Source organism: Calothrix sp. 336/3 (assembly GCF_000734895.2).
Taxonomy (GTDB): Bacteria; Cyanobacteriota; Cyanobacteriia; order Cyanobacteriales; family Nostocaceae; genus 336-3.
This window is the reverse complement of the sequence record NZ_CP011382.1, coordinates 4,488,036-4,511,273: the sequence shown is the minus strand read 5'-3', so window position 1 is coordinate 4,511,273 and position 23,238 is coordinate 4,488,036. Positions and strand designations below refer to the sequence as shown.

Below are 23,238 nucleotides of genomic sequence, written 5' to 3'. Positions count from 1 at the left end.
ATAACATTTTATTTCTGTAACTTCAGCTTATAAATAAGGGAATATCTAGGGAATGAGCGGGCAAAATCAAGATGAGTGCGGTAACGGAACGGAGTGCGATCGCCACAACTTCATATCGCAGACATATCCCCTATCTACAGATGAGGATGCAAACGCAGATTCAGGGGAATTGTTCGCCGATATGTTTGCAGATTTTGAGCCGCACAACACCACAGACGGCAGTTACAGGGGAACAATGGCGAAAGTTAAAGCGACGGAATTACAGTATCAGCAAGTTTTTGAACAGAAGTTAGTCGAAGCCAATAATAATTTAAAAAGGGAGAGAATTAGAGTTAGTATTAAACAAACTGGTAATTCTCTTCAATTACGAGCTACCCTACCTTTAAAACCAAGCGATAAAGCAATGCTTCGCCAAGGCGAACGCAGCGTAAGTAAGGAGAAAAAGCAGTATGATTTGTCACTAGGGATACCCGCAAATTTAGAAGGATTGAAAACGGCGATCGAGGAAAGTTACGAGCTGGGTAAATTAATTGCTCGCCATACTTTCCAGTGGAATGAGAAATATTTAGGAATAAAATCGAGAGAAAAGCAAGAGATAAAAACTATTGGGGAGTTATTAGATATATTTGAAGAAAAATATTATCAGACTCGTCAGAAGACTATAACTAGTCAAAATACATTTGCCAACTATATATCTGTAATCAAAAGAAACTTTCCTCTCACATATTTAGCTACAAAAAATAATTTTGAAGACATTATTAATTCATCCCAGGGAAACAAAAAAAATGAGTTAATTGCGGTAACTTCCGTTTTTATTAAAACCTTTCAGCTAGGATTTACACTAGATGTTACACGGGATAGTGTCACTCCTGCCCATCGAGAAATCCCTGAAGATGATAAAATTATATCTTCTATTTATCTATTTGAAAAATTCGCCATAAACCGTAAAAATACAAATATTAGTGATGAAGTAGACACCTGGGAAATGTGGCGTTGGGTATATGGAATGTTAGCAACCTTTGGATTACGCCCCAGGGAATTATTTGTAGAACCTGATATTAATTGGTGGATGTCTCCCCAAAATATCGACCATACTTGGAAAGTTAATAAAAATACAAAAACTGGATATCGAGAAGTTATTCCTTTTGTACCAGAATGGATAGGATTATTTGATTTACATAATCCAAAACCCTTAAAAATTTTAGAGAAAAAAGTGACAAAAATCGCATCTGTGCAAAATATTAATTGGATGCGAAGAGATATATCCAGATGGTTTCGCAAAGTGGGCATTGAGTTTCAACCCTACGATTTGCGTCATGCTTGCGCGATTCGAGCGCATCTTCAAGGAATACCGATTAAAGCAGCTGCTGACAACTTAGGTCATACTGTTGATGAACATACAAAAACCTATCAAAGATGGTTTGGAATTGAAAACCGGAAAAAAGCCTTTGGTGAGGTAATTAGTCAGAAGTCATTAATTGAGTTGCAAAAGAATGAAATATTGGCGCTACGGATGGAGAATGAAAGATTGAGATTGGAAGTGGAAAAGTTGAAATTCTCAGAGAGTATCTAAATCAAACAAATCGAAACTTTTTTATCTTGTTGGCGAATAATTGTCAAAGCTTCGTATTTTGTTAAAATTGATTTCTGTTTAATGGCTTTTTAGTTCAGGCAAAGTATTTACCATGGGAAGTCTATTCAATTTTTACTTGTCCTATAAAGACGAAAGTGGAAACAATATTTCGGTATCAGATCAAGCTCTCGCTATTATTGTTGAGGCACGGCGGCTGATTAGTAAAGGGTCACCCGGTGTTGCTATCACCTACTCAGCTAACTATGATCAAACAGTAAAGATTCGCAAGACTTATAAAGCAGGTGATTGGAATACAAATACGTCAGGCTCTAATCAAGCCGCAGTCATGAAAGCGATGGAGTCTCTGATGGGAGGACAATATTCTGATTTGCAAAGACGGTTGGAAATTGCTCCCATTACCACGATGACTTACAGCGATTATGGCGGATATACTCACCAACAAGTTGTTGAATCTGACTTGGAATACATAAAGTCTCTGCTTGATAAGGGATGGGATGTTTTGGGATGGCAAAATCAAGGCTCAATACCCGGTTATGCAATTGGCGGAGGAATCGCAAAACTTCCTCAGGAAATTGATGCACTTATCCAAACGACTCTAGCGAAGTATGCTGTTGATTATGCAAGTGACGCCCTGAGTAAACCGATTAAGTTTTACCATCTGAATCAGCCTTACGGTTGTTTCTCGAACTTTGCGCCATATGCAATTTATCTAAAAGATAAGATATGGGCTACCTCGGAACATTATTTTCAGGCTCAGAAGTTTGTTAATACTTTTCACGAAGAAGAAATTCGACAAGCCAAAACAGCACGAGATGCACTTGAGATGGGGCGAGAGCATCATAGACCACTACGTGGAGATTGGAAAGTAGTGAAAGATGATGTGATGCGAGAAGCTCTATATGCCAAATTTACACAACATCCTGACTTGACTGAAAAGTTACTTTCAACTGGTGATCTAAAACTAATTGAGCATACGAAAAATGATAGCTACTGGGGTGATGGTGGAGATGGAACCGGATTGAATCGGCTGGGTCTGCTATTGATGGAAACCCGTGAACGAATACGTTACGATTATTCCAACAAAAAGTAGATCATTTACTCGCAAGCTAACAAGCGGGTGCACACGGAACGGAGGCATACGCTATCGGCTACGATGCAAATATTATCCTCGTCCAGTAACGCGCAGGGCGTTAAATCGCCCGTTTTACTCTTTAGGAAGGCAACCCAACAATAACTGCTTTCAGATCGGTGCTGCTGAAAGGTGATTAACACGTAACCATGAACACAATTACCTATAGACTCCCGCAGATTGGAAATGAACATCAAATCAGTGGTTGTATGTGGGCTTCTGCGGCGCTTTGGGAACTCACAGATGGCACACCAGAAAGCGTTGCCGAATGGTTACAGATTTGCAATCCAGAGGAATTAAGAGACAGAATCTTGAGTGATGAAAAAATGCTAGTTGCAACGTGGAATGAAATCGTTGTTGGATTTATTGCCTTTAAGAGGGGCAATCATTTGTCATTACTGTTTGTCCGAAGAGAATTTTCTGGGCAAGGAATCGGTCGAGAACTTTTCACCCGATGCAGCTATGATTTGAATGAAGTTACTGTCAACGCCGCAGAAGAGGCAGTTGGCTTTTACCAGAAAGTGGGGTTTAGGCAAAGTGGCGATCGCTTTTTCAGTCATGGAATATGGGGAACACCGATGAAATGGATCAACCTTTCACACGAGGTCATGGAGTAATCTGATGGAGAACCTATCGCTACTAGCCACACTGAGCGAACTAGAGTGCGAGCTTCATCAGCCTGAGTGTCGTAAGGATCGAGAGCGCCTTGCACAGTTGCTTGCTCCTGACTTCAAGGAGTTCGGTCGTTCAGGAGCTTCCTACACACGCGATCATGAACTGATGTCATTACCAAGTGATCCGGAGCCACCGCAAATCCATGCCCAAGATTTTGTAGTCAAACCACTCTCAGACTCGATTGCGCTGCTCACCTATCGCTCAGCTTATGTGAACTCATCGGGAGAGTTGTTCCGGCATACCAACCGATCATCAATTTGGCGACTTGAATCGTCAGGCTGGCGAATGGTGTTTCATCAGGGTACGCCTACAGACCCTTTTGACCAGTCTGCGGTCTAACAATCGTAATGCACCAAAACTTTGAAGTATGCTGTTTTTAGCAGCAGTTATCTGCGTCCGGTGATTGCGAACGTTAAACATCTTTGAGAAAAACGGTCAGCAAAGCTAGGTCTCCGGCGATCGCCACAAGAAGTCCCCGTAGCGCGTCTACGCTCAATTTCCAAATCAAGAAATCAATACTTCTATAATCAAAATTACCTATGATTATTTCCACCCAGATTTAGGTAGTTATTTAGAAAAATTCGGTAGAATAAGTGAATATTGACGATATCCAGAAAAGTTCTTGATATTATGACTAAATCATCTGTAATGCTTGATGAAGCTAGATTGTTTTGGCTAATAGACGGAAACTTTCGGGTTAATACAAGTTATGTGCTAGACCGATGATGTGTACCACTCGCTACGCTACAATATCTGACGCTTCTGCGGCTTGCGAAGTTGTGCGGCGGTCGATTATCGAGTTGTGCCACGACGATCACTGCGGTGACGAGGCGACGTTGGTCGAGTGGCTTGCGAACAAAACGCCAGCCAATTTCGAGCGGTGGATTATGTCCGAGCAGAACATTGCGCTTGTTGCAGAGCGAGATCAGGTACTCGTTGGCTTCGGCTTGCTGAGTCTCCCCGACACTATTGCGCTCCTGTATGTATCGCCGGATGTACGGTTTAGTGGAGTCAGCAAAACTCTTTTGGCTGGTCTGGAGCGGGAGGCGATCGCGGCAGGAATCCAGGAGATCAGGCTCGAGAGTAGTATTACTGCATTGGGTTTCTACAAGCGTTGCGGGTACTCATCGACTGGACTTGCTGTGAAGGGCTTCGGAATTACAATGGCTCATCCGATGTCCCGAAGAATTGAAGCTTAGAGGCTTATCAGGCACCAATAGGGGTGAAGTTAAACAGATTTTTCCTATCAAAAAATACAGAAATCGGCGATTCTTCGCCCACCTACTCAACGAGTGATAGTCGTTATTGCTCAGGGATGGAACTCCTTATCGCCCAAAAATTATGGGTTGTAAGGATTTGCATAATGCCATCGATCGGTGCGTGAAAGATAAATATAGCTTGAGTCCAAACAACTTGTGGCTCGAACGCTAATTCCAACTAATTTACTCTCTAGGAGATCTAAAATGTTACTGAATCAAGAAATCAATCAATCTCTGTTTACAGAATTAACAGCAGAACAGGCAGAAATGCTCGCAGGTGGAAAGCGGATTGATATTTTGACCGTTAAGTGTAATGCTGCGGGTGGCGGTAGTGACTCATTGTTCTTCGTGATTAATGGTCAGAACTTCCGGAAAGGGAATCCAATCAATATGGTGCGGCGTGGTGTTGCGAATGGTGGTGTGGGTGCAACCTTTAGCGGAACAGCAAGGGTTACTTTGATGGATAAGAAGAGTGGTCGATCTGTTGGTTTTTTTAGTGTCTCTAGCAATGGCACAAGAACCCGGATTGTTAGCGGTGATGGCTCTCAGTACGAGGTGACTTTCAAGGTTGGTAATTAACACGCGATCGTCACGCTTGCCATCCTCCCGAAATTCATGTTTTCAGAGATTTGAGAAGATCAATACTGGTGGGGAGTTTTACCGTTGTGTCCCCTTGCTGTATCTTGTTCGCGCAGCGTGTCCGCAGGACATAGGAGAGCGATGTTACAGATGCAGACAGTAGCGATCGCCATCATTTCGGATTACCAGAAGGTGTGGAGTTTCATCGCTTTCTCCACTTTATTGCCACCAAAGGCAGACTAAACCCTGCATCAGAGCGGACAGAGGTGGCAATCTTCTACTCGATCGGAGTAACAATGGAAATGAGTCTTTCCCCGCAACTGGACATATTCTTGAGCTTGATAAGCAATTGTTAACGGCTTGATGACTCAATCAGCTGCAATGCTTTATTGCACTAGATTATTGGGCGTGACAGACAAAATTTCCCTACGAGAATAGGTCAAAAAATGGAAGATTGTAGGTGGCGATCGCCTTTGGTGCTGCGCTCCGCGCAATCGCGGTAGCGAAACGGAGTTATCTCGCCCATCCAACAACAATCTCTCAGCTTTGAGAAATTTACATCTTGGAAAGAGCTGAAATCTTGGCTCGTTTGCTGGGGTCTAAACCTTCGAGTTCCGCAAGTTGCAACCAACCTTCCTTAACTAATTGGGCAAACACCATAATCAAAAATGGATAACGAAAATCGTATTTACCATCGAGGTCGTGACGTTTGGCACTTAAAAAATCGTGTAAACGCCATAGATCGCTGAGCTGAGTAATGCTTTCAGACTGCTCGTTGATCAATCGTGTCAATCCGGCAATTTCCCGTTCGTAGGCTAGGTCAAATACCTTACGCGCGATCGCTTGCTCCTCCAATGACCAACCATTCTCAATTCCTTCGTCACCAGTTTCAACTTGTCGAGCATCCATATCTTAATCACCACAAAGCTACCTAATTCCCCTACAATCCCCACACAGAGAATTCGTAGCGTTAATTATTTGCTAAATTATTAGTATCATCTACACAAAAGTTTACATAACTGAGTGTCAACTTTGCAACCTAACGCCCCAGATTCAGCAATTCCTTGGGAGAAGCCAATAAATCGATCGCCACGAAGAAAATTTGGTTTTCGGGACTGATGAGGAATCGCCAAGCAATATTCATACCCACATCCTTACCAAACCAAGGAGTTTGGACTTTACCAGTGATTTTAATCCGGGTGTAACCATCCTCCGCAGGTTCGGTAACTCCCCGTTCTGGTAGTAGTTTCAAGTTCTGGCAGTCTTCGTGGAAGAATTTGAGAATATCATCACGACCGACAATGGGACGCTGGAATGGGGGTTGTAAACCTCCGTCGGGGGCAAAAAGTTGAATCTGGGCATCGAATTGATTGGAGTTCATATTGTTCATGTAGTCCAGAATTATCTGATTTTCGACACCAGGAATAGCCTTAATTCGATCAGTATCGGATATCTCTGTGGGTGGGACTACGGGTTCGGCAACGCGACTATAGTTTTCTAGCTGGGATGCGTCAAAGCCCATATCCACTACTGTATTACGGAGAATGGTAATTTGTTGACCGGGGTCTACATCGCGGATTGCTTGCAGTACTGCCAGGGCGTTGGCTGAAAGTTGATAACCTTGGGGGATAGGGGTGACAATTCCTGCTTCCATCCACTTCCCTAATTGAAACCAGAAGCCAAGTTTGATATTCACCGACCAAGTAGCGTAGATGCGGCAGATAGGTCGATCCGTACCACTAGCCAGGTCGCGCATTAATTGTTCCTGTTCGCTAAAACTCATCCGTTCGATTTGGCTGAGGGTGCTACTGACAAATTGCATATTCACCGCATCAGGGGTTGCAATTGAGAGGTTTTTACCCATTTCCAAATAAGCAAACCAAATTAACGCCAACCGATCTTCTACTATTAATTGCTTAAAACGGGCGATCGTCGCTGGAATCACATCCGCAGCCAGGGTTTCAGGGAAAATATTACGGGCTGATTCGATGCTAATTGACATCCCTTTGCACTCCATTAAAAAGCAATTTACTTTAGTTTACACTGCTTTATAAAACTTTACTTATTCCTACTATGACTGCTGTGATTGGATTTTCTGGGGACATCTACAATAAAATCTGATAGTACGACGCTACGCAGTAGAACTCCGTTCCGCTAAAGCGATCGCCAATGTCGGATCGCAAGTGCAAGGATTACAGTCGTTAACCATAATCTTATTGGTGGGATACTAATTCGAGAAATCAAACCATAGTTTCTTCCACTTTCCCAGGCTTAAAATACTGAAGTTTTCCATGTAATACGAACAGGGGAGACTATGATGCTTGAGATGTCTAAATTTAGAAAAATAGTACACAGAATCTTTCCCTCAAATAAATCATGAACCAGGGCTAGAGGTAGCCGTAGTGGGCATTCCACTAACTATGGGGCTAATATTATGGTTGACCATTTTTTTATACTTGGGCTAAACAATGGTGTGCGGTTCCCCTGTATTTAGCGTCTGTGCATCTGGTAATTCTTGGCTTTGGGCAGCTTGGAATAGCCTTGATGATGTCTATGCCTTTCACGAAAAATCTGACAAGCAGTTGTCAGTTGATTGCCTATTTTTTGCTGAAGCCCCATCAAAGGAAGCTGCAATCAAAACAGCCCGGAACTTACTGGGCGCTCATATCAAGGAGATTGGAAGTGAGTGGGCAAAAGAGGTCTGCAAACTGATTGATAAAAACCCTCCCATTACGACTGTTCAAAGCCTAGTAGTCACCGATAAGCTTCAAGAATGTCTAGACCAACTCCATTTACTTACTGGTTTGAGCGGAGTCAAGTCTACTGTTCAGGAATTAGTTAATATTGCCAAAGTTGCTCAGATGCAAGCTCAGGCTGGAATCAAAGCTCCTGCTATTACTAGACATCTTGTATTTACAGGAAATCCTGGTACGGGTAAAACAACCGTAGCTAGGATGTTAGGCGAAATTTACAAAAATCTTGGAGTCTTGTCAAAAGGTCATTTTACAGAAGTAGATCGGACGGACTTAGTCGCACAGTATCTAGGGCAGACAGCACCTAAAACAGCAAAAGTGGTTGAATCGGCTCTGGGCGGGGTTCTTTTTATCGATGAAGCCTATTCTCTAGTTCCAGATGGAAAAGGTGATATTTATGGTCAGGAGGCAATCAATACCCTGCTGAAGATGATGGAGGATAATAGAGAAGATTTAGTGGTTATTGTTGCAGGATATAAAGGTGAGATGTCTCGCTTTATTGGCTCTAATCCTGGACTGAAATCTAGGTTTTCAAAATCTATTCATTTTGACGATTACTCTGCATCTGAATTAACGGAAATCTTCAAAGTTAGATGCGATTCCCATGGGTATCTTTTGTCAGACGAGACTCTGAAAGTAGTGCAGGATTTGGTACAGCAATTTGAGACTCAAATTGGAGAACTTGGGAATGGCAGATTTGTAAGAAATATCTTTGATCGCTGTGTGGCTATTCAATGCAATCGTTTAGCAGCAGTAGCCAAGCCATCCAAGGAAGACTTAATAACTTTGCTTCCAGTTGATGTTCCTACTCATGAACAACTAGCACAACATCTTCTCTAATTTATATTGAAGTTGCATAGAAAAAAGCTTTGAGGTTAATTGCTTTGAGGCGATTAGCTGAAAGTATTGTTCAACTCCGCCGTTAGCTAGCAAATTTTTCCTAGTTTTAACTGACTATATAATTCTCAAAATTTTAACTCAGTAATATTATCTCGTCATAGCTTTATATCGCAGACATCTCCTCTTTCTAGCTGAATGAATATAATTACTTGATTTACATAATCCAAAACCATTACAAATTGGATAAAAACATGAGTAATGAATCCGAATTTGAGAGTCGTCGCGCTGCCCTCATTGCTGAAATTACGGAGGCTTTCGATGGGGTGTCCCGCAAAGATGGAACGACTCTTCATGAAGCCATAGCGATGGATGCTTGGGAATCTGTTGAAAAGCAGCGTGCTGCACGATGTCTTGACCTTGAGACACGGTGGCAGGATGTGCCAGACGATGACATTATTGCATGCTGCTCGGCTCTATCCTTTCTGAATGAAAAGGGTTTCCGCTATTACATTCCGGCTTTTATTATCTGTGGTTTGAGACATTGGGGTAACGATCGTAACGGGATTCTTCATTCATCTCAATATCACCTGCTACACGATTATCCCAAGTCGTTGAGGAAGTCCGAACCGACAGCGATCGCCAGCAAGTATCAATTTACGGATGTTCAGAGCAAAGCAGTTGCGAGATTATTACGGTTCCTAATTGACTTTGATGAGATTGTAGGAAACCCTGCTACGGTCGAAGCGGTGGAGCGATGGGAGCGATATGCAAACATTGGAGAATAGTTCCGACAATCCCTAGGAAAAGCCCCGTATAGCGCGTTTGTACTCTAAATCCAAATAAATCTGAACTACTATTAACCGCGATCGCCTTGGCAAAGCGTAGCTCTATCGTGCGGCAGAATGAAGTTATATCGCCTCCCAACGGAGGGTAGCTCTATCGTTAATATCAGGATTAAGGAAAAACTAGTTAATGCTTGAGAGCAGCAAATAAAATTGAGCAGAGAAAAATCAAGAGATTTGTGGCTGGATGCCTCCTTGGAATCATCTGATTTAAGGAAAAGCTAGGGAATAATTGCATCTACCACGATAAACCCCTAATAAATAAGCAATTCCGCAATTGATTGCCATATAACTGCTGTGGGGCCATTGTCCACCGAGGAGGGCATAAATTTCGACGGGTTTGGCGGAAATGGTGACACCGAGTTCGTAATGTTTCCCAGTAAAGGCGGTAAAGCGGCGACAAGCTTCTTGATAAAAGCGGCTGTTTTCGTATTTCTTATTCGTTAAATCAATGGCAAATAAGCCGTAAAAGTAGCGGGGGATGCTTTGGATTGTCTCAACGATTTGTCCAAGATTTCTTGCCAGGATGGCGTTACGGGGGACTTCCGTTTCCCAGGCTGTATCTAATGCCCAAGCGGCGCTGCTGAGGTGAGATGCTCCGCAGATACCGCAGATTCTCGGTGTTACAATTAACCCAGCTTGGGGGTCTTTGCCTCGGAGGATAATTTCAAAACCGCGAAACAACTCGGCATGAGTCCAAGCGTTGACGACAAAACCATCTTCAATATCGACACGCACATCTAAATCCCCTTCAACTCTACCGACGGGGGAAATATCTAAAGTTTTAATTGCCATGCTCCTCTCTCCTTGGTGGTTGGTTCACATTACTAAACTGTGAAAAAGTCTTCGTCTGCCCAGGCTGGCATTGTATCTTTAGCAACAACTGTCAGGATGGCGTATTCTTTGCGTTTGACACCAGTGGGTAAGTCTTTAGGTACTCCCATCAGGGTTTGGGTTTTAAACACAGTTCCTGGTTCTAGGTCGTAGAAGGGGAATTCTGGCTCGGTACAACCTAAACAGGGCATTCCAGCGCGGGTTTTGGAAGAGACACGATTCCAGAGAATACGGTTACAGGAGGAACGAGTCATGGGTCCCCGACAACCAAGGTCATAAAAGAGACAGCCTTTGCGTTGACCAAATTCTGCAACGGTGGCTTTATAGGCAAAGTGGATATTCCGGGTACAGCCAGTTTGAGTGAAGGTATTAAAGAAGGTTTGGGGACGTTGTAAGTCATCTAGGGCAATATCGCTGATTCTGCCAGTGGCGATCGCCACTAATATCTGAGATATCCAATCAGGGTGGGAAGGACATCCAGGGATATTAATGACTGGCAATCCTCCTTTGGAGACGAAATCTGCACCCAAAAAACCACCTTTTTGACGCTTGAGAAACTGTAAACCAGTGGATTCGCTGGGATTGGGAGCCATTGCCGGAATTCCTCCCCAGGTAGCACAGTCTCCCACCGCGACAACGAAATTTGCCACTTTTGACAGTTCACTTAACCACTCTTGCATGGGGCGATCGGCAAAACGGTTCCATTCCCCCGTACCGTTGGGTGCTTGGACTACAGAACCTTCAAAGACGAGAATATCTAGGGGAATTTTACCGAGAATGCAATCCCACAATAATCTTTGTAGATTTTCGCCCAATTCCACACCCAGGGAAGGATGCCACAAAATATTAATGCCAAAATCCGCAATCAAGTCACAGGCAGTGGGTTCTTCAGCATTGAGAAACGACATAGTGTTGCCAGAACAAGCACCACCTTGTAGCCATATAACATTAGCCATCGGTTAGTTTGGGGTTTTACAAGCAGTGAATTGAGGAAGAATGAAGAGTTTTTCCTCGTGAATGAAGCAATTCAGGAATTAACGCAGTTAGTCTTTCATTCTAGATTTTTGATAACCGTAAAAATTGCTATTTTTCACGTATCATTTCGAGCTAGTATCTATTAACTGAAAGTCAGCTTGAATATTTCCAGCAAAGTAGGAAACTCACAAGCCTTCTTTATTAAATATCAAATATTTTTATCTTTGATGTGTAGGCTACTAAACATTTCTTAAGAGAGAATTTATATCTATTTAGAATTGGGAAAAAAGTTTGCAGCCATAATTAGAATATCTACTGAAAGGATGAGTTATAAAAAGCTTAGATGTCTTAGAATTTACGGTTGAATTTATATCAATAATTTTATCCGTAAATGATTGAAATATTGTATAAAATTGGTATTTTTACAAACAGTTACATAAGTTATATTGAAGAGCCTGTCTTAAAAATTTTATCAGGTATAAATCGTCATTCTGTATCCCCATTGACCACCAAGCGATAGGGGCGGGTTCACCAGATATTCGTGAATAATTGCAGTATATTGATAAAACTGCCCTTACGGATGTAGACACCATTGTATATTCCACATGACACAGAAGGAAAATTTTCAAACATTCTCTAAAACAAGATGGTATGTCTGTAGAGCAAAATCATATTTTTTTATCACATAGAACAGGTCACAGTTAACAGGAATAAATCAATATAAATAAAATCGTGAAATCAATATCAACTCAGCCATTAGGTAAAGTTTGATGACAAATAAAATATCTCTTATCTTCCCAATGTTACTTTAGTAATTAAATCCCTATGGTGATTTATAGTCTGTATTCTTAAGCAACACCTATAATAGAAAGAGAATATTTCCTCTGTGGTCGTGAAGAGGAGTTAATACAAGCAATTGTTGATGACACTGCGAGTGTGAAATGATATTTTGGGTATAAATCATACAAAGTAAGTTTACTCAATTGGCTTGTAACGTGCTGTAAACGAAGCTAGGTAAATGAGATAAATTGGCAAATCTCAAGTTTGGGTGTTGGGAGATGGCTTCAGACAGATAATTTCGCCTATAAATCTTTAGAAATCAGGAGCAGAAACTGTTATGACACAGAATAATGCGGCTCAACTTTTCCAAGCCATTAAAGAAGACCAAATCTTAAAGCAAAGGCTAAAAGCTGCCACAGATGTAGAAACTTTCATCCAGATTGCAAGTGAGTGTGGCTATGAATTTACCCTGACAGAACTACAAACAGAACTTAGTAAAATATCTTCTGAAGAGTTAGCAGCTATCATCAATCCAGGAGTCGCACCAAGATTACACATTGTACCCAGATAAATTTCTCTAAAAGGAGAAGATAAGGTTTTCAGATGGATTAATTATCAGTAAATTTTGATAGTTGCGGCAATCTGTGATACTTATCAGAAGTCTAATTCCCCCCTCATTCCTCTTGCTTCGAGGAAGTAAATTTTGCCTGTCTTTTATAAGGAAAGGTAGGAAGGGGGGGTTATTCCTATTGACGCGATCGCGCTTAGGGTAGCAATTGGGGTGAGTTCATAAGTTGTATGCAAACTGTAGGTAGCATCAGCGAGGGGTATTTCTGTAGCTCACGCAGTTAAAATCTGCTGTATTTTGCAATTGGAATATAAATAGGAAAATTTTTGTACCCTAATTAGCTCTATATTAAAAGTTTTTTTTGCCGTCTGACAGGAGTTAGAGAAAATATATTTTGGATATCTGCCGGAAGACAATTCTTTTCTCTGAGAGGCATCATCTAAGATACGAGGTGTAATGCTCAATTCATGGTAGTAAGATGTTTTTCCATAAGAAAGAATTGATTAATAAAGCGGTTAAAGTTGAGCAGCCAAATCCTCAATTTGCTCAATTATTGCTCGAACAATTCGGTGGAGCAACGGGTGAACTCTCCGCAGCCTTACAATATTGGGTGCAATCATTTCATACGGAGCATGCAGGAATTAAAGATATGCTCCAAGATATTGCAATCGAAGAATTTAGTCACTTAGAAATGATTGGCAAATTAATCGAAGTACATACTAAAAATGTAGATCAAACATCTGCATTTAACAGTACTTTGTTTGCTGTCAGAGGACAAGGTCCCCATTTCCTGGATTCCCAAGGAGTTGCTTGGACAGCAAGTTATATCAATGAAGGTGGTGATGTTGTGCGCGACCTCAGGGCAAATATTGCAGCAGAAGCAGGAGCGCGTCAAACCTATGAAGCACTAATTAAACTTGCTCCAGACCAAGGCACTAAGGAGACATTAGTACATTTATTAACTAGAGAAATCTCCCATACCAAAATGTTTATGAAAGCCTTAGAATCTATGGGCAAATTAACAGACCCATTCTTTGGCAATATCCAACCAGATGAAACAGTGGATATTTACTACAACTTGTCTACTAACGGAAAAGATGAGCGGGGTGCTTGGAACTCAGATGAAGAATTTAGATATATTGCAGACCCTCTGAAAGAGCAAGCATAGTCATTTCTGTTAGTAATTCCTGTTAGTAGTTTTCTAAATAATTTATCGGCATGATACAAAATATCTCTGGAAAATCCATTTCCTATTGGATTGAATCAACTCCTGAAACTAACTATTCACCTTGGGAGAATAATCTCTCGGTTGATGTGGCAATTGTGGGTGCAGGTATTGCAGGTATCACTGCTGCTACTTTGCTCAAACGTGCAGGTAAAACCGTTGCTGTGATTGATGGGGAGAAAATCTCTAGAGGTGTGAGTGGTCATACAACTGCAAAAGTTACCTCACTGCACCAATTAATTTATGCAGATCTGATTCAAGAACACGGTGAGGATAAAGCACGTTTATATGCACAATCAAATCAAGCTGCCCTAGAATTGGTGGGAAAATTGGTTGCAGAATACGGCATAGAATGTGACTTTAGCCGTCAAAGTGCTTATACCTTTACCGAATCTGCAAATGATGTGGAGCAGATTACAGCAGAAGTAGAAGCAGCGACTAAATTAGGTTTACCTGCTAGTTTTGTCCGTGAGACTTCCTTACCTTTCCCCGTTGCGGGTGCAGTCAAATTTGAACAGCAAGCACAATTTCATGTGCGTAAATATCTGCTACATTTAGCCCAAAATATTCCTGGTGATGGCAGCTACGTATTTGAAAATACGCGGGTTCAGAATGTAGAGGAGGGTAAACCTTGCAATGTGATTACAGAGCGAGGAAACTTGCAAGCTCAGGATGTAATTGTCGCGACTAATATACCTATTTTGAATGAGGGGTTATTTTTCGCCAAAACCTATCCAAAACGCTCTTATATCATCGGTGCGAGAATTGAACAGTCCCAAGGATTTGAGGGAATGTACATAGGTAGTGGGGAAAAATATTACTCAATTCGTACAACTCCCGATGAAAATGGTCTGTTGTTATTAATTGGTGGAGGTGGTCATAAAGTTGGTAGTGTAGAACACACTGAGGAGAAATACGAAGATTTACAGGAATATGCGCGATCGCGGTTTGGGATAACATCGATTGATTACCATTGGTCAACTCAGGATTTTGTTTCCTTTGATAAATTACCGTACATAGGTAAATTGACTCCATCGAGTCAGCATATCTATGTCGCAACAGGTTTTAGTCTGTGGGGTATGACTAACGGTACTGTCTCAGCAATGGTACTCAGTGACTTGATTTTAGGAGTCGAAAATCCCTGGGCAAAATTATATGATGCTACCCGTGCAACACCTTTTTTAACGGTGGAAGGTTTGAAGCAAAACCTAGATGTGGGTAAACACTGGTTAGGCGATCGCCTGAAAGGATTGGGTGATTCTCTTGCAGATGTGAAAGAAGGGGAAGGCAAGATAGTAACAGTCAATGGTGAAAAAATCGCTACCTATCGTGATCAAAATGGAACGGTTAATGCTGTTTCTGCTATCTGTTCTCACCTAGGTTGCATTGTTAATTGGAACAGTGCGGAGAAAACCTGGGATTGTCCCTGTCATGGTGCGCGTTTTAGCTGTCAAGGGAAAGTGTTACATGGTCCTGCGGTAAACGATTTGAAAGCCTTAGATTAACATGAGTTCGATGAGCTTGGATACATTCAATAAATCGATAAAAACTGTCCCAACGAGGATTAAAAATCCCCGTCTAACATCCAAAGTCCATTAAAAATGGACTCGAAATACAAATCGAATCCTTTGCTATCAGTCCTCTTGTAGAGGACTTGAGCTATTAGACGGCGATTTTTAATCGCTGGCTCCAAGCGTCTAACTTACGTTAGATTAAACAAGTTATTGCCGAGACTTGGGGAAAATTTTGCGAATTTAACTTCTTGAAAAAGAGTTGTCAAACAGAAAGGGAAAGGTTTGGAGGATATTTTCCTGTTCACCTTTTCCCCATTTCAACAAGGAAAACTGATGATAAGTAAGTCGATGAAAATAAACCCAACTATGTAACAGAATGTAAAATTGACAAAACCGTTGCGGTTGCTTCATTTCACTGAGTCGCAAAGCGACAAGCTACGCGAACGTTTCATTCGCAATGACATACATTGAAATTTTCACACCGACCTACTTATGTTTGTCTTTGTTAAGCTAACTGTGCCATCATCTTTTGTGGATACCAGTAAGCCCACATTTGCTGAATTTTACCTGCATCGTTAATTTCAAAAACATCAATTCCTTCAAAGGCGACTTCCTGACCATTTTTACCCACACCGTGACCAATCCATTTCACAGCGGCTTCGTTTCCATTGATAAAAACGCTTTCTTCTGTTAATCCTATTTGCTGAAAGACGGAAATAATTCCTTGAAAAAAGTGAGTTAAGTCTTGATATCCTTTTAATGGTGGTGCATCTGGTTCATAACTAATAGCATCTTCGGCAAAAGTTGCTAGCCAAGATTCTAAACTCATCGCTCTAGTAGCAGCGAAATAATTAGCGATTGTTTGTTGAATAGTTTGGGATGACATAATTTTCTATGATATTTCAGGTCGAGTTTAATGGTGATAATTAGCCAACTTTAATATGTACGGATTTAGTTTCTAAATACTCTTCTAAACCCTTGTGTCCGACTTCTCTACCGATGCCACTTTGTTTAAATCCACCATAGGGCATACGAGGTTCTAAACCCGATGTATGGTAGGTATTAATCCAAATTGTGCCAGCGCGGATACCCTTTGCCATGCGAAAAGCTGTATCAATATTTTTTGTCCAAATTCCAGCAGTTAAGCCATACATGGAATCATTGGCAATGGCTAAAGCTTCCGCTTCATCCCTAAAAGTCATAACTGCAAGGACGGGTCCAAATATTTCTTCCTGGGCAATTTTCATGGTGCTGGAAACATCATCAAAAATTGTGGGTTTGATGAATAAACCATCGGGAAAACCGGGTACAGAATGTTGTCCAACTCCACCGGTAATTAATTTTGCACCCTCATCAATTCCCGCTTGAATGTAGGATTGTACTCTTTCAAATTGCCGTTGATTAATTACGGGTCCCATGAATGTATTTACGTCCATGGGGTTGCCAATTGCGAGGGTTTGACTAGCGCCTACTAATTGCTCTACGACAGCATCTTTGATAGATTCATGGATTAATAAACGGGAACCCGCTTGACAAACTTGACCACTATTTAAATAGATACCACCAATAGCTCCCATGATTGCTTGGGGTAAATCAGCATCGGGGAAAATAATATTGGGACTCTTACCACCTAACTCTAAACTAATTCTTTTTAAAGTTGGTGCAGCCTTTGCCATGATATTTTTACCAACGGCTGTAGAACCAGTAAAAGCAATTTTATCAACTAAAGGTGACTCCACCAATCTTTCACCAACTACCGCACCATCACCAGTCACAATGTTAGCAATTCCTGGGGGTAAACCAGCTTCTGCGAGTATTTCTACCAGCATAAAAGTGCTAGAAGGGGTAAATTCGCTGGGTTTAATTACCATAGTGCAACCAGTGGCGATCGCGGGAGCAATTTTCCACGCAACTAATACGAGGGGAAAGTTCCAGGGGGTGATAATTCCCACAACTCCCACAGGTTCGTTAACTGTCATCCCGATGATATTACCTTCTTGGGTAATTGCTTCACCTTTAATATCTAAACTTAATCCTGCGAAGTAATCGAAGATATCCGCAGTCATGAGAACTTCCATCACGCACATATTAAATGGTCGTGCCACTTCTTGACAAATTGTGGTGGCGATCGCCTGGGATTTTTCTCTGATTAAGTCTGCGGTTTTCCTGAGAATATCATGGCGATTTTTGGGTGCAGAATTTGACCATTTTCCCTCATCAAAGACTTTTCTTGCTACTTGAATTGCATTATCTGCGTCTACTTGATTACTCCAAGCAATTTGGACTAAATCTTCTCCAGTTAATGGACTCGTACGAGTATAATTTTCACCGGAGACGGGAGCAACATAAGCACCATTAATCAAGTTTTGATAGGTGCGAATTTGAGTTTTTGAAGATAAAGTTTGCTGTGTCATGATTTTCTTGTTGTTTGATAATGATAGTTTGCAGGATTTCTGTATTCAGATACAAGTTCAAAAAATGTTCACTTTCTGCTCATTTTATTTTCGGCTCTGCAACCATATTTAATGGAAAATTTGCGTAGTCTATAAAGGTTTCAGAAACAGGTTATCACATTCCCTAAAATCTGTATCTCGGAATTTTTCAATGGTAAAGTAAACCAATTACCGATTATCAGTTTCTGCCAAAATCATATCTGCGGCTTTTTCGGCAATCATGATTGTGGGAGCATTCGTGTTACCACCAATAATTGTGGGCATAATGGAAGCATCTACAACTCTTAATCCCTCTATTCCCCTCACCTTTAATTGATGATTCACAACGGACATATTATCCTGTCCCATTTTGCAAGTACCAACGGGATGATATATAGTTTCGACATAATCACGGACGTAATTCTCTAGTTCCTCATCGGTATTGATGTGTGCTTGGGGATATAAATTCTCGCCAGCGAACTGTTTTAAAGCTGGCATTTGTGTGATTTGACGTGCTATTTTAATTCCGGATACGAGAACTTTTAAATCATTCTCTTTTTCTAGATAATTAGGCTGAATTAGAGGGTTTTCTAAAGCATTGGCAGAGTTCAAAGTCACATAACCACGACTTTCTGGATAGAGCAGAGTTACAGCAAAGGTGAAACCATGAATTGTGGGTTGCATTTTCCCATGTTTTAGGAAGAAAGCAGGAGCAAAATGTAATTGTAAATCACAGTGTTTATTTTCGGGATTAAGTTTAATAAAAGCTCCAGCTTCGGCAACATTACTAGTTAAACCTCCTTGCTTAAACAAAAGGTATTGCAGTAGGCTAATTTTGTTTTTGGCATTGAGAAGAGAAATTGCTTTAGTAGCTTCATAAATAACTGCTACACACAAATGGTCTTGTAAATTTTTACCGACTCCAGGTAAGTGATGATTAACAGTAATTCCCAGGGATTTCAAATCTTCACTATCACCAATTCCAGAAAGTAAAAGAATTTGGGGAGAGTTAATTGCACCACTGCTGAGAATAACTTCTTTGCCAACATGAACTTGATAATTTTGATTATTTTGTTGATAATTTACTCCTGTGACTTTTTGGTTTTCAATGATTAAGTTAGTAACTTGAGCATTAGTTTGAATATGTAAATTCTGTCGCTGTAGAATTGGCTTGAGGTATGCGGTGGCAGTACTATGACGTTTACCATTTTTCTGAGTAACTTGAAAAAAGCCGAATCCTTCCTGTTGCTCCCCATTAAAGTCACGATTGCGGGGAAATTTTGCTTGTAAACCTGATTCCACAAAAGCACGGGAAAGGGGATTAATACAGCGTAAATCACTAATATTTAATAATCCACCCGTTCCATGATATTTATCCGCTCCGCGTTCTTGATTTTGGGATTTTTGGAAATAGGGTAGTATATCCTTCGCACCCCATCCTGGATTTCCTAAAGCTTCCCATTGATTATAATTTTCTAAATCACCACGAATATAAATCATGGCATTAATGGAACTACAACCACCTAAAACTTTACCGCGAGGATAGAACAATTCACGATTATTTAAATAGGTTTGAGGTGCGGTATAGTATGCCCAATCGTATTCAGTTTGAAATAAATTGGGGAATCCCGCAGGAATATGAATTTCTTGCCTATTATCAGGATTACCTGCTTCTAATAGTAAAACTTTTACCTGGGGATTTTCACTCAGACGGTTTGCTAAAACACATCCTGCGGAACCTGCACCAATGATAATGTAATCGTACATACTGATATTGGGAAGGGGAATATTGGTAATCATATCAGGCGATCGCCGATGTCTGATTCAGGGTAGCAGTTGCCCAATACCAGTTCAAAAACTGCTCAATTTCTGGTAAATCTGCCCCAGAAGGTGACTAAATTCCCAAATGTCAAAAATACCCTAAATATTTCCCTAGGGTGTTAGCAAGCCTTATACATTAAGACATCAAACGTACCTGGGAACCTTGCTGAGTCTTATGTACTTCAATCCGAGCTTGAAATGCTTCCTTGAGGTGGGGCATATGGGTAACGGTGAGGATACAGGCAAAATCAGGAGCGATCGCGTTAATCGCAGCAATCAGGCGATCGCAACCTTCCGCATCTTGAGTACCAAATCCCTCATCAACTATCAGTAACTGTAAAGCGGCTCCGGCACGCTGGGCAAGTAATTTTGCTAAAGCTAAACGAATCGCAAAGTTAATCCGAAATGCTTCCCCCCCGGAATAGGTTTCATAAGCACGGGTTCCCCTAGCGTCGGCAATGAGAATATCTAGGGTGTCAATCATTTTGGCGTTTTTCTTCGTACTTTTACCGTTACGTCCGGCTTTTTGAGTAACGAATTGTACATGTAACTGATTCGCACTCAACCGCGAAAGTAGTTGATTTGTCTCCACTTCTAGCTGAGGCAACACGTTCTCAATCATCAGTGTTTGGATACCATTTTTACCAAATGCCTGGGCTAACTCCTGATAAATTCGTTGCTGCCGTTTTGCTTCCTGGAGCTGTTGTTGTTGCTGCCCATACTGAATTTCTAGAGTCGCTAATTGATGCATCATCTGTTTGATTTGCCCCAATTGCCCCAGATATTCATCCAACTGTCGCCGCCTACTTGCTAGCTGCTGTTCTAAACTATGTATCTGACTCCGAGGGTTGGCGGTTGCTTCTAGTTGCTGCACAATCTCATTTAAGTTGCTCGCCAGTCGTTGCTTTTCCTGTAACCTAGCTTGGAGGGCGATCGCTAATTCCTGGGCACGCTGCTGAAGTTGGGGATATTGCTCCTGGGCTGTCAATAATTGTTGATGGCGTAATTGCCAACTTTGCCCCTGACGTAGGGCGCTCCGCAGTTGGTTATGTTGTTCGGTATTGTAACCCAGTTCTGTCATATACCTATCCAAGGCAGCTATTTCCCGCGCACATTCCGAATTTACGCCCTCTTCCTGAATTCTGCGGTTTAACTCGCCAATCTGTGCCTCAATCTCTGGTTTTCTGGCAGCTACCTGCGCCTGTCTCTTGCTCGCATCCTTAATTTGCCCCTGACGAATCTCTGCCCAGCGCCACTTTTCCACTTCACTGCGAGCCAGGGCATGATTTTTCTCGTTGTAATTCAATTCTTCCAAATAAGCTGCTAGTTGCTGTAATTCTGCCTGCTTATCCTGGGCATAATCTCCCAATTCTAACTGCCGCTCTAACTCCTGCTTTTCCCTGGCGATTTGCTGAAGTTGCTGCCCCACATCCGTTGTCACTTCCAACTGTGCTGCCAACTGTCCCCTTTGTTCCCGCAGAGATTCGTAGGGGGATAATTTTTGGGAGACTTCCCGATATTCCTGGCGTAATACCTGAATTTCCCGATCGGAAAAAGCCATTTGTTCCCGTACTACCCAGAGTTGCCCCTCCGTATCCTTATATTCGGCGTTGGTTTTATCCACTACCCGATTCCAGTGATGCTCATCCAAAGGACGCTCACACAAAGGACAAATTGCATCAGGAGTCTGCAACATTTGTAACTTCTGTTCTAGCTCACCTAGTAATTTTTCGTAGTCTCTTTGGTGTGCTTGCAAGCGTTCAATAAAATGCCGCCTTTCCTGCCCTTTTTCCTGTACCCTTTGCAGATATACCCGTTGTTTTTCTAAAGCTTCGATTTGTGTTGCCACTTCTATGACTGCTTGTTGCAGCTGGGGTTGGCGACGTTGTTGTCGTTGCAGTTGATTTTCTGTAGCTTGAATTTGTTCTAAACGAGCGCTGAGGGTGGCTTGAGTTTTATCAATTTGGCTTTGTAAATGTTGTCTTTGTTGCAAGATGGGGGTGACACGCATCTGTAGCTCATCATACTGCGCCAAGCGTTGGCGGGCGGTGGTTAATTGGGCGATCGCCGCTTCTACTTCTGCTGCTTTACTTAGGGTTTGTTGAATTTCTGTCTCCTGTTCCCGCAGTGCTTCTAATTGTGCTTGTGCTTGTTGTAATTGCCGCTCTAGGAGATGAATTTGTTTAGTTAATTGCTGCTGTTTTTGCTGTCGGGTTTGTTGAGCGCGGGTATATTCGGCAAATTTCAGGTTAAAGCTTTCTTCCTGGGATAGGAGATGTTGATAGTGTTGATAACCGGCTTGAATTTCTGTTTCTTGCTGAAATAATTCCCCCAAAGTTTGCATCTGAGTCTGAGTCACCCTTTGTTCCTGTTGCAGGCGATCGCTATCCTGGGTAAGATTTTGTAACTGTTGCCTAACAAAACTTAAGTTTTCTTCCCAGGTTTGCCGTTGGTGTTGCACTACCTGTAAACTTTGCAATTGAATCTGCTCAAATTGTTGGAGTTGTTGCAGTTGGTTGAGTTCATTTTCCAGGGTAGTTTGCTTGGTGGCGATCGCCTCTTTCTCTTGCAGTTGGGAAGCCATATTTTCCAAGGAACGGTCTAACTCTTCCACCCTTGCCTTAAACTGTTTTGATAAATCCTTCGCCCGTTCTTCTAACTCATCATATTGATGCAATTTTAGCAGTTCAGACAGAATTTCCTTACGCTCACTGGGACGCTTCAACATAAACTCATCCGCTCGCCCTTGCCGTAAATAAGCGGAGTTAATAAATGTATCGTAATCTAGCTTAATATGCTCTAATATCAAATCCTGGGTGGCTCGAATCCCCTTACCCGTCAAAGCTTTGAATCCACTGGGTGTGGCAATTTGAAATTCTAAACCTCCGCTTCCTCCCCTTTGTCGAGTACGAATCACCCGATAGGTTTGTTGACTGGTTTGAAAAGTAAAGTCTACCCGTACATCCTTAGAACCACTATGAATAACATCATCTTCTGCCGCAGCTCGACTTTCTCCCCAAATTGCCCAAGTAATCGCTTCCAGTAAAGAGGATTTTCCGGCTCCATTTGCACCAGAAATACAAGCGGTATGCAAGCCACGAAAATCTAAACTAGCATCACAATAACTCAAAAAATTTTTTAGCGTCAGGTGAACGGGAATCATTGCAATGGGTAAACTACAAATGGGTTGCCTGAGAACTTAGCTATGTATTCGATGGGTTGGCAAAATTAGCAGATACTTTTATCTTTCCTAACTCGCACTTATAAACATAGCAGTACAGATGCTCTTTTTGTTAGTTTAGCTAGGCGGAAATCTAGTTTTTCCAATTCACCTGTTTAACTTTACAATTTTTAACATTTTAGGAGAAAATTCTTTCTTGTCAGCAGCCTAATTTTTTCTCCCTAAATCAAAAAATAA

Annotated in this window: 19 protein-coding genes and 1 pseudogene; 11 read left to right on the top strand and 9 right to left on the bottom strand. The window is 41.6% G+C overall.

Going from position 1 to position 23,238, the window contains the following annotated elements; all coding sequences use genetic code 11:
* The first annotated feature begins 52 nt into the window (after positions 1–52).
* The 4 genes from IJ00_RS18785 (at position 53) to IJ00_RS30195 (ending at position 3,737) form a co-directional block, all read left to right on the top strand.
* Positions 53–1,573, top strand: a complete 1,521-nt coding sequence (locus IJ00_RS18785; protein WP_035155478.1) for a site-specific integrase — start codon at positions 53–55, stop codon at positions 1,571–1,573.
* 112 nt (positions 1,574–1,685) lie between these two features.
* Positions 1,686–2,684 carry an NADAR family protein gene (locus tag IJ00_RS30200; RefSeq protein WP_339366961.1) on the top strand — a complete coding sequence of 333 codons (999 nt, stop codon included), beginning with the start codon at positions 1,686–1,688 and terminating at the stop codon, positions 2,682–2,684.
* Positions 2,685–2,872: 188 nt separating this feature from the next.
* Entirely contained in the window at positions 2,873–3,340 is a 468-nt protein-coding gene (locus IJ00_RS18775; protein ID WP_035155475.1) for a GNAT family N-acetyltransferase, read from the top strand.
* Between the two features lie 4 nt (positions 3,341–3,344).
* On the top strand, positions 3,345–3,737 hold the full coding sequence (locus IJ00_RS30195; protein ID WP_035155473.1) for a DUF4440 domain-containing protein: 393 nt from the start codon (positions 3,345–3,347) through the stop codon (positions 3,735–3,737).
* Between the two features lie 73 nt (positions 3,738–3,810).
* On the opposite strand, the gene IJ00_RS29170 is transcribed toward IJ00_RS30195, so the two are convergent.
* On the bottom strand, positions 3,811–3,951 hold the full coding sequence (locus IJ00_RS29170) for a hypothetical protein (protein ID WP_168163506.1): 141 nt from the start codon (positions 3,949–3,951) through the stop codon (positions 3,811–3,813).
* Positions 3,952–4,120: 169 nt separating this feature from the next.
* Here IJ00_RS29170 and IJ00_RS18765 point away from each other — a divergent pair, with 169 nt between their 5' ends.
* Both IJ00_RS18765 and IJ00_RS18760 read left to right on the top strand, forming a co-directional pair.
* On the top strand, positions 4,121–4,597 hold the full coding sequence (locus tag IJ00_RS18765) for a GNAT family N-acetyltransferase (protein ID WP_052754495.1): 477 nt from the start codon (positions 4,121–4,123) through the stop codon (positions 4,595–4,597).
* A gap of 264 nt (positions 4,598–4,861) precedes the next feature.
* Positions 4,862–5,236 (top strand): hypothetical protein, encoded by a 375-nt coding sequence (locus tag IJ00_RS18760; protein ID WP_035155469.1) that lies wholly within the window; start codon positions 4,862–4,864, stop codon positions 5,234–5,236.
* A 555-nt stretch (positions 5,237–5,791) separates the two neighbouring features.
* Here the strand turns inward: IJ00_RS18760 and IJ00_RS18755 are convergent.
* Positions 5,792–6,145 (bottom strand): hypothetical protein, encoded by a 354-nt coding sequence (locus tag IJ00_RS18755; protein WP_046814861.1) that lies wholly within the window; start codon positions 6,143–6,145, stop codon positions 5,792–5,794.
* Positions 6,146–6,275: 130 nt separating this feature from the next.
* A complete protein-coding gene (locus IJ00_RS18750) occupies positions 6,276–7,238 on the bottom strand; it encodes an orange carotenoid protein N-terminal domain-containing protein (protein WP_035155465.1) in 963 nt (320 codons plus the stop codon).
* A 466-nt stretch (positions 7,239–7,704) separates the two neighbouring features.
* Between IJ00_RS18750 and IJ00_RS18745 the strand changes: the two genes are divergently transcribed.
* Together IJ00_RS18745 and IJ00_RS18740 are read left to right on the top strand one after the other, a co-directional pair.
* The gene (locus tag IJ00_RS18745) at positions 7,705–8,829 is read left to right on the top strand and encodes an AAA family ATPase (RefSeq protein ID WP_035155463.1); all 1,125 of its coding nucleotides are present in this window, start codon (positions 7,705–7,707) and stop codon (positions 8,827–8,829) included.
* 251 nt (positions 8,830–9,080) lie between these two features.
* Positions 9,081–9,614 (top strand): DUF6714 family protein, encoded by a 534-nt coding sequence (locus IJ00_RS18740; protein WP_052754494.1) that lies wholly within the window; start codon positions 9,081–9,083, stop codon positions 9,612–9,614.
* A gap of 342 nt (positions 9,615–9,956) precedes the next feature.
* Here IJ00_RS18740 and IJ00_RS18735 read toward each other — a convergent pair.
* Both IJ00_RS18735 and IJ00_RS18730 read right to left on the bottom strand, forming a co-directional pair.
* Positions 9,957–10,466: pseudogene (locus IJ00_RS18735) on the bottom strand (nickel-dependent hydrogenase large subunit); the annotation flags it as partial.
* 32 nt (positions 10,467–10,498) lie between these two features.
* On the bottom strand, positions 10,499–11,461 hold the full coding sequence (locus IJ00_RS18730) for a hydrogenase small subunit (protein WP_035155459.1): 963 nt from the start codon (positions 11,459–11,461) through the stop codon (positions 10,499–10,501).
* A 1,136-nt stretch (positions 11,462–12,597) separates the two neighbouring features.
* Here IJ00_RS18730 and IJ00_RS18725 point away from each other — a divergent pair.
* The 3 genes from IJ00_RS18725 (at position 12,598) to IJ00_RS18715 (ending at position 15,558) form a co-directional block, all read left to right on the top strand.
* Positions 12,598–12,831 (top strand): Nif11-like leader peptide family natural product precursor, encoded by a 234-nt coding sequence (locus IJ00_RS18725; RefSeq protein WP_035155457.1) that lies wholly within the window; start codon positions 12,598–12,600, stop codon positions 12,829–12,831.
* Positions 12,832–13,306: 475 nt separating this feature from the next.
* On the top strand, positions 13,307–13,996 hold the full coding sequence (locus IJ00_RS18720) for a manganese catalase family protein (protein ID WP_035155454.1): 690 nt from the start codon (positions 13,307–13,309) through the stop codon (positions 13,994–13,996).
* A 53-nt stretch (positions 13,997–14,049) separates the two neighbouring features.
* A complete protein-coding gene (locus IJ00_RS18715) occupies positions 14,050–15,558 on the top strand; it encodes an FAD-dependent oxidoreductase (RefSeq protein WP_144416117.1) in 1,509 nt (502 codons plus the stop codon).
* 514 nt (positions 15,559–16,072) lie between these two features.
* On the opposite strand, the gene IJ00_RS18710 is transcribed toward IJ00_RS18715, so the two are convergent.
* The 4 genes from IJ00_RS18710 to sbcC all read right to left on the bottom strand — a co-directional run bounded on the left by IJ00_RS18710 (position 16,073) and on the right by sbcC (position 22,983).
* Entirely contained in the window at positions 16,073–16,453 is a 381-nt protein-coding gene (locus tag IJ00_RS18710; RefSeq protein ID WP_035155446.1) for a nuclear transport factor 2 family protein, read from the bottom strand.
* Between the two features lie 40 nt (positions 16,454–16,493).
* On the bottom strand, positions 16,494–17,981 hold the full coding sequence (locus IJ00_RS18705; protein ID WP_035155443.1) for an aldehyde dehydrogenase: 1,488 nt from the start codon (positions 17,979–17,981) through the stop codon (positions 16,494–16,496).
* Positions 17,982–18,188: 207 nt separating this feature from the next.
* The gene (locus IJ00_RS18700) at positions 18,189–19,766 is read right to left on the bottom strand and encodes a GMC family oxidoreductase (protein WP_035159299.1); all 1,578 of its coding nucleotides are present in this window, start codon (positions 19,764–19,766) and stop codon (positions 18,189–18,191) included.
* A 190-nt stretch (positions 19,767–19,956) separates the two neighbouring features.
* Complete coding sequence (sbcC, locus tag IJ00_RS18695) at positions 19,957–22,983, bottom strand: exonuclease subunit SbcC (RefSeq protein ID WP_035155441.1); 3,027 nt, start codon at positions 22,981–22,983, stop codon at positions 19,957–19,959.
* Between the last annotated feature and the right edge of the window lie 255 nt (positions 22,984–23,238).

What these genes read in the sequence shown, in the direction of transcription:
- IJ00_RS18785 (WP_035155478.1), top strand. Translation starts at nt 53, where the DNA reads ATGAGCGGGCAAAATCAAGATGAGTGCGGTAACGGAACGGAGTGCGAT.
- IJ00_RS30200 (WP_339366961.1), top strand. Translation starts at nt 1,686, where the DNA reads ATGGGAAGTCTATTCAATTTTTACTTGTCCTATAAAGACGAAAGTGGA.
- IJ00_RS18775 (WP_035155475.1), top strand. Translation starts at nt 2,873, where the DNA reads ATGAACACAATTACCTATAGACTCCCGCAGATTGGAAATGAACATCAA.
- IJ00_RS30195 (WP_035155473.1), top strand. Translation starts at nt 3,345, where the DNA reads ATGGAGAACCTATCGCTACTAGCCACACTGAGCGAACTAGAGTGCGAG.
- IJ00_RS18765 (WP_052754495.1), top strand. Translation starts at nt 4,121, where the DNA reads ATGATGTGTACCACTCGCTACGCTACAATATCTGACGCTTCTGCGGCT.
- IJ00_RS18760 (WP_035155469.1), top strand. Translation starts at nt 4,862, where the DNA reads ATGTTACTGAATCAAGAAATCAATCAATCTCTGTTTACAGAATTAACA.
- IJ00_RS18755 (WP_046814861.1), bottom strand. Translation starts at nt 6,145, where the DNA reads ATGGATGCTCGACAAGTTGAAACTGGTGACGAAGGAATTGAGAATGGT.
- IJ00_RS18750 (WP_035155465.1), bottom strand. Translation starts at nt 7,238, where the DNA reads ATGTCAATTAGCATCGAATCAGCCCGTAATATTTTCCCTGAAACCCTG.
- IJ00_RS18745 (WP_035155463.1), top strand. Translation starts at nt 7,705, where the DNA reads ATGGTGTGCGGTTCCCCTGTATTTAGCGTCTGTGCATCTGGTAATTCT.
- IJ00_RS18740 (WP_052754494.1), top strand. Translation starts at nt 9,081, where the DNA reads ATGAGTAATGAATCCGAATTTGAGAGTCGTCGCGCTGCCCTCATTGCT.
- IJ00_RS18730 (WP_035155459.1), bottom strand. Translation starts at nt 11,461, where the DNA reads ATGGCTAATGTTATATGGCTACAAGGTGGTGCTTGTTCTGGCAACACT.
- IJ00_RS18725 (WP_035155457.1), top strand. Translation starts at nt 12,598, where the DNA reads ATGACACAGAATAATGCGGCTCAACTTTTCCAAGCCATTAAAGAAGAC.
- IJ00_RS18720 (WP_035155454.1), top strand. Translation starts at nt 13,307, where the DNA reads ATGTTTTTCCATAAGAAAGAATTGATTAATAAAGCGGTTAAAGTTGAG.
- IJ00_RS18710 (WP_035155446.1), bottom strand. Translation starts at nt 16,453, where the DNA reads ATGTCATCCCAAACTATTCAACAAACAATCGCTAATTATTTCGCTGCT.
- IJ00_RS18705 (WP_035155443.1), bottom strand. Translation starts at nt 17,981, where the DNA reads ATGACACAGCAAACTTTATCTTCAAAAACTCAAATTCGCACCTATCAA.
- IJ00_RS18700 (WP_035159299.1), bottom strand. Translation starts at nt 19,766, where the DNA reads ATGTACGATTACATTATCATTGGTGCAGGTTCCGCAGGATGTGTTTTA.
- sbcC (WP_035155441.1), bottom strand. Translation starts at nt 22,983, where the DNA reads ATGATTCCCGTTCACCTGACGCTAAAAAATTTTTTGAGTTATTGTGAT.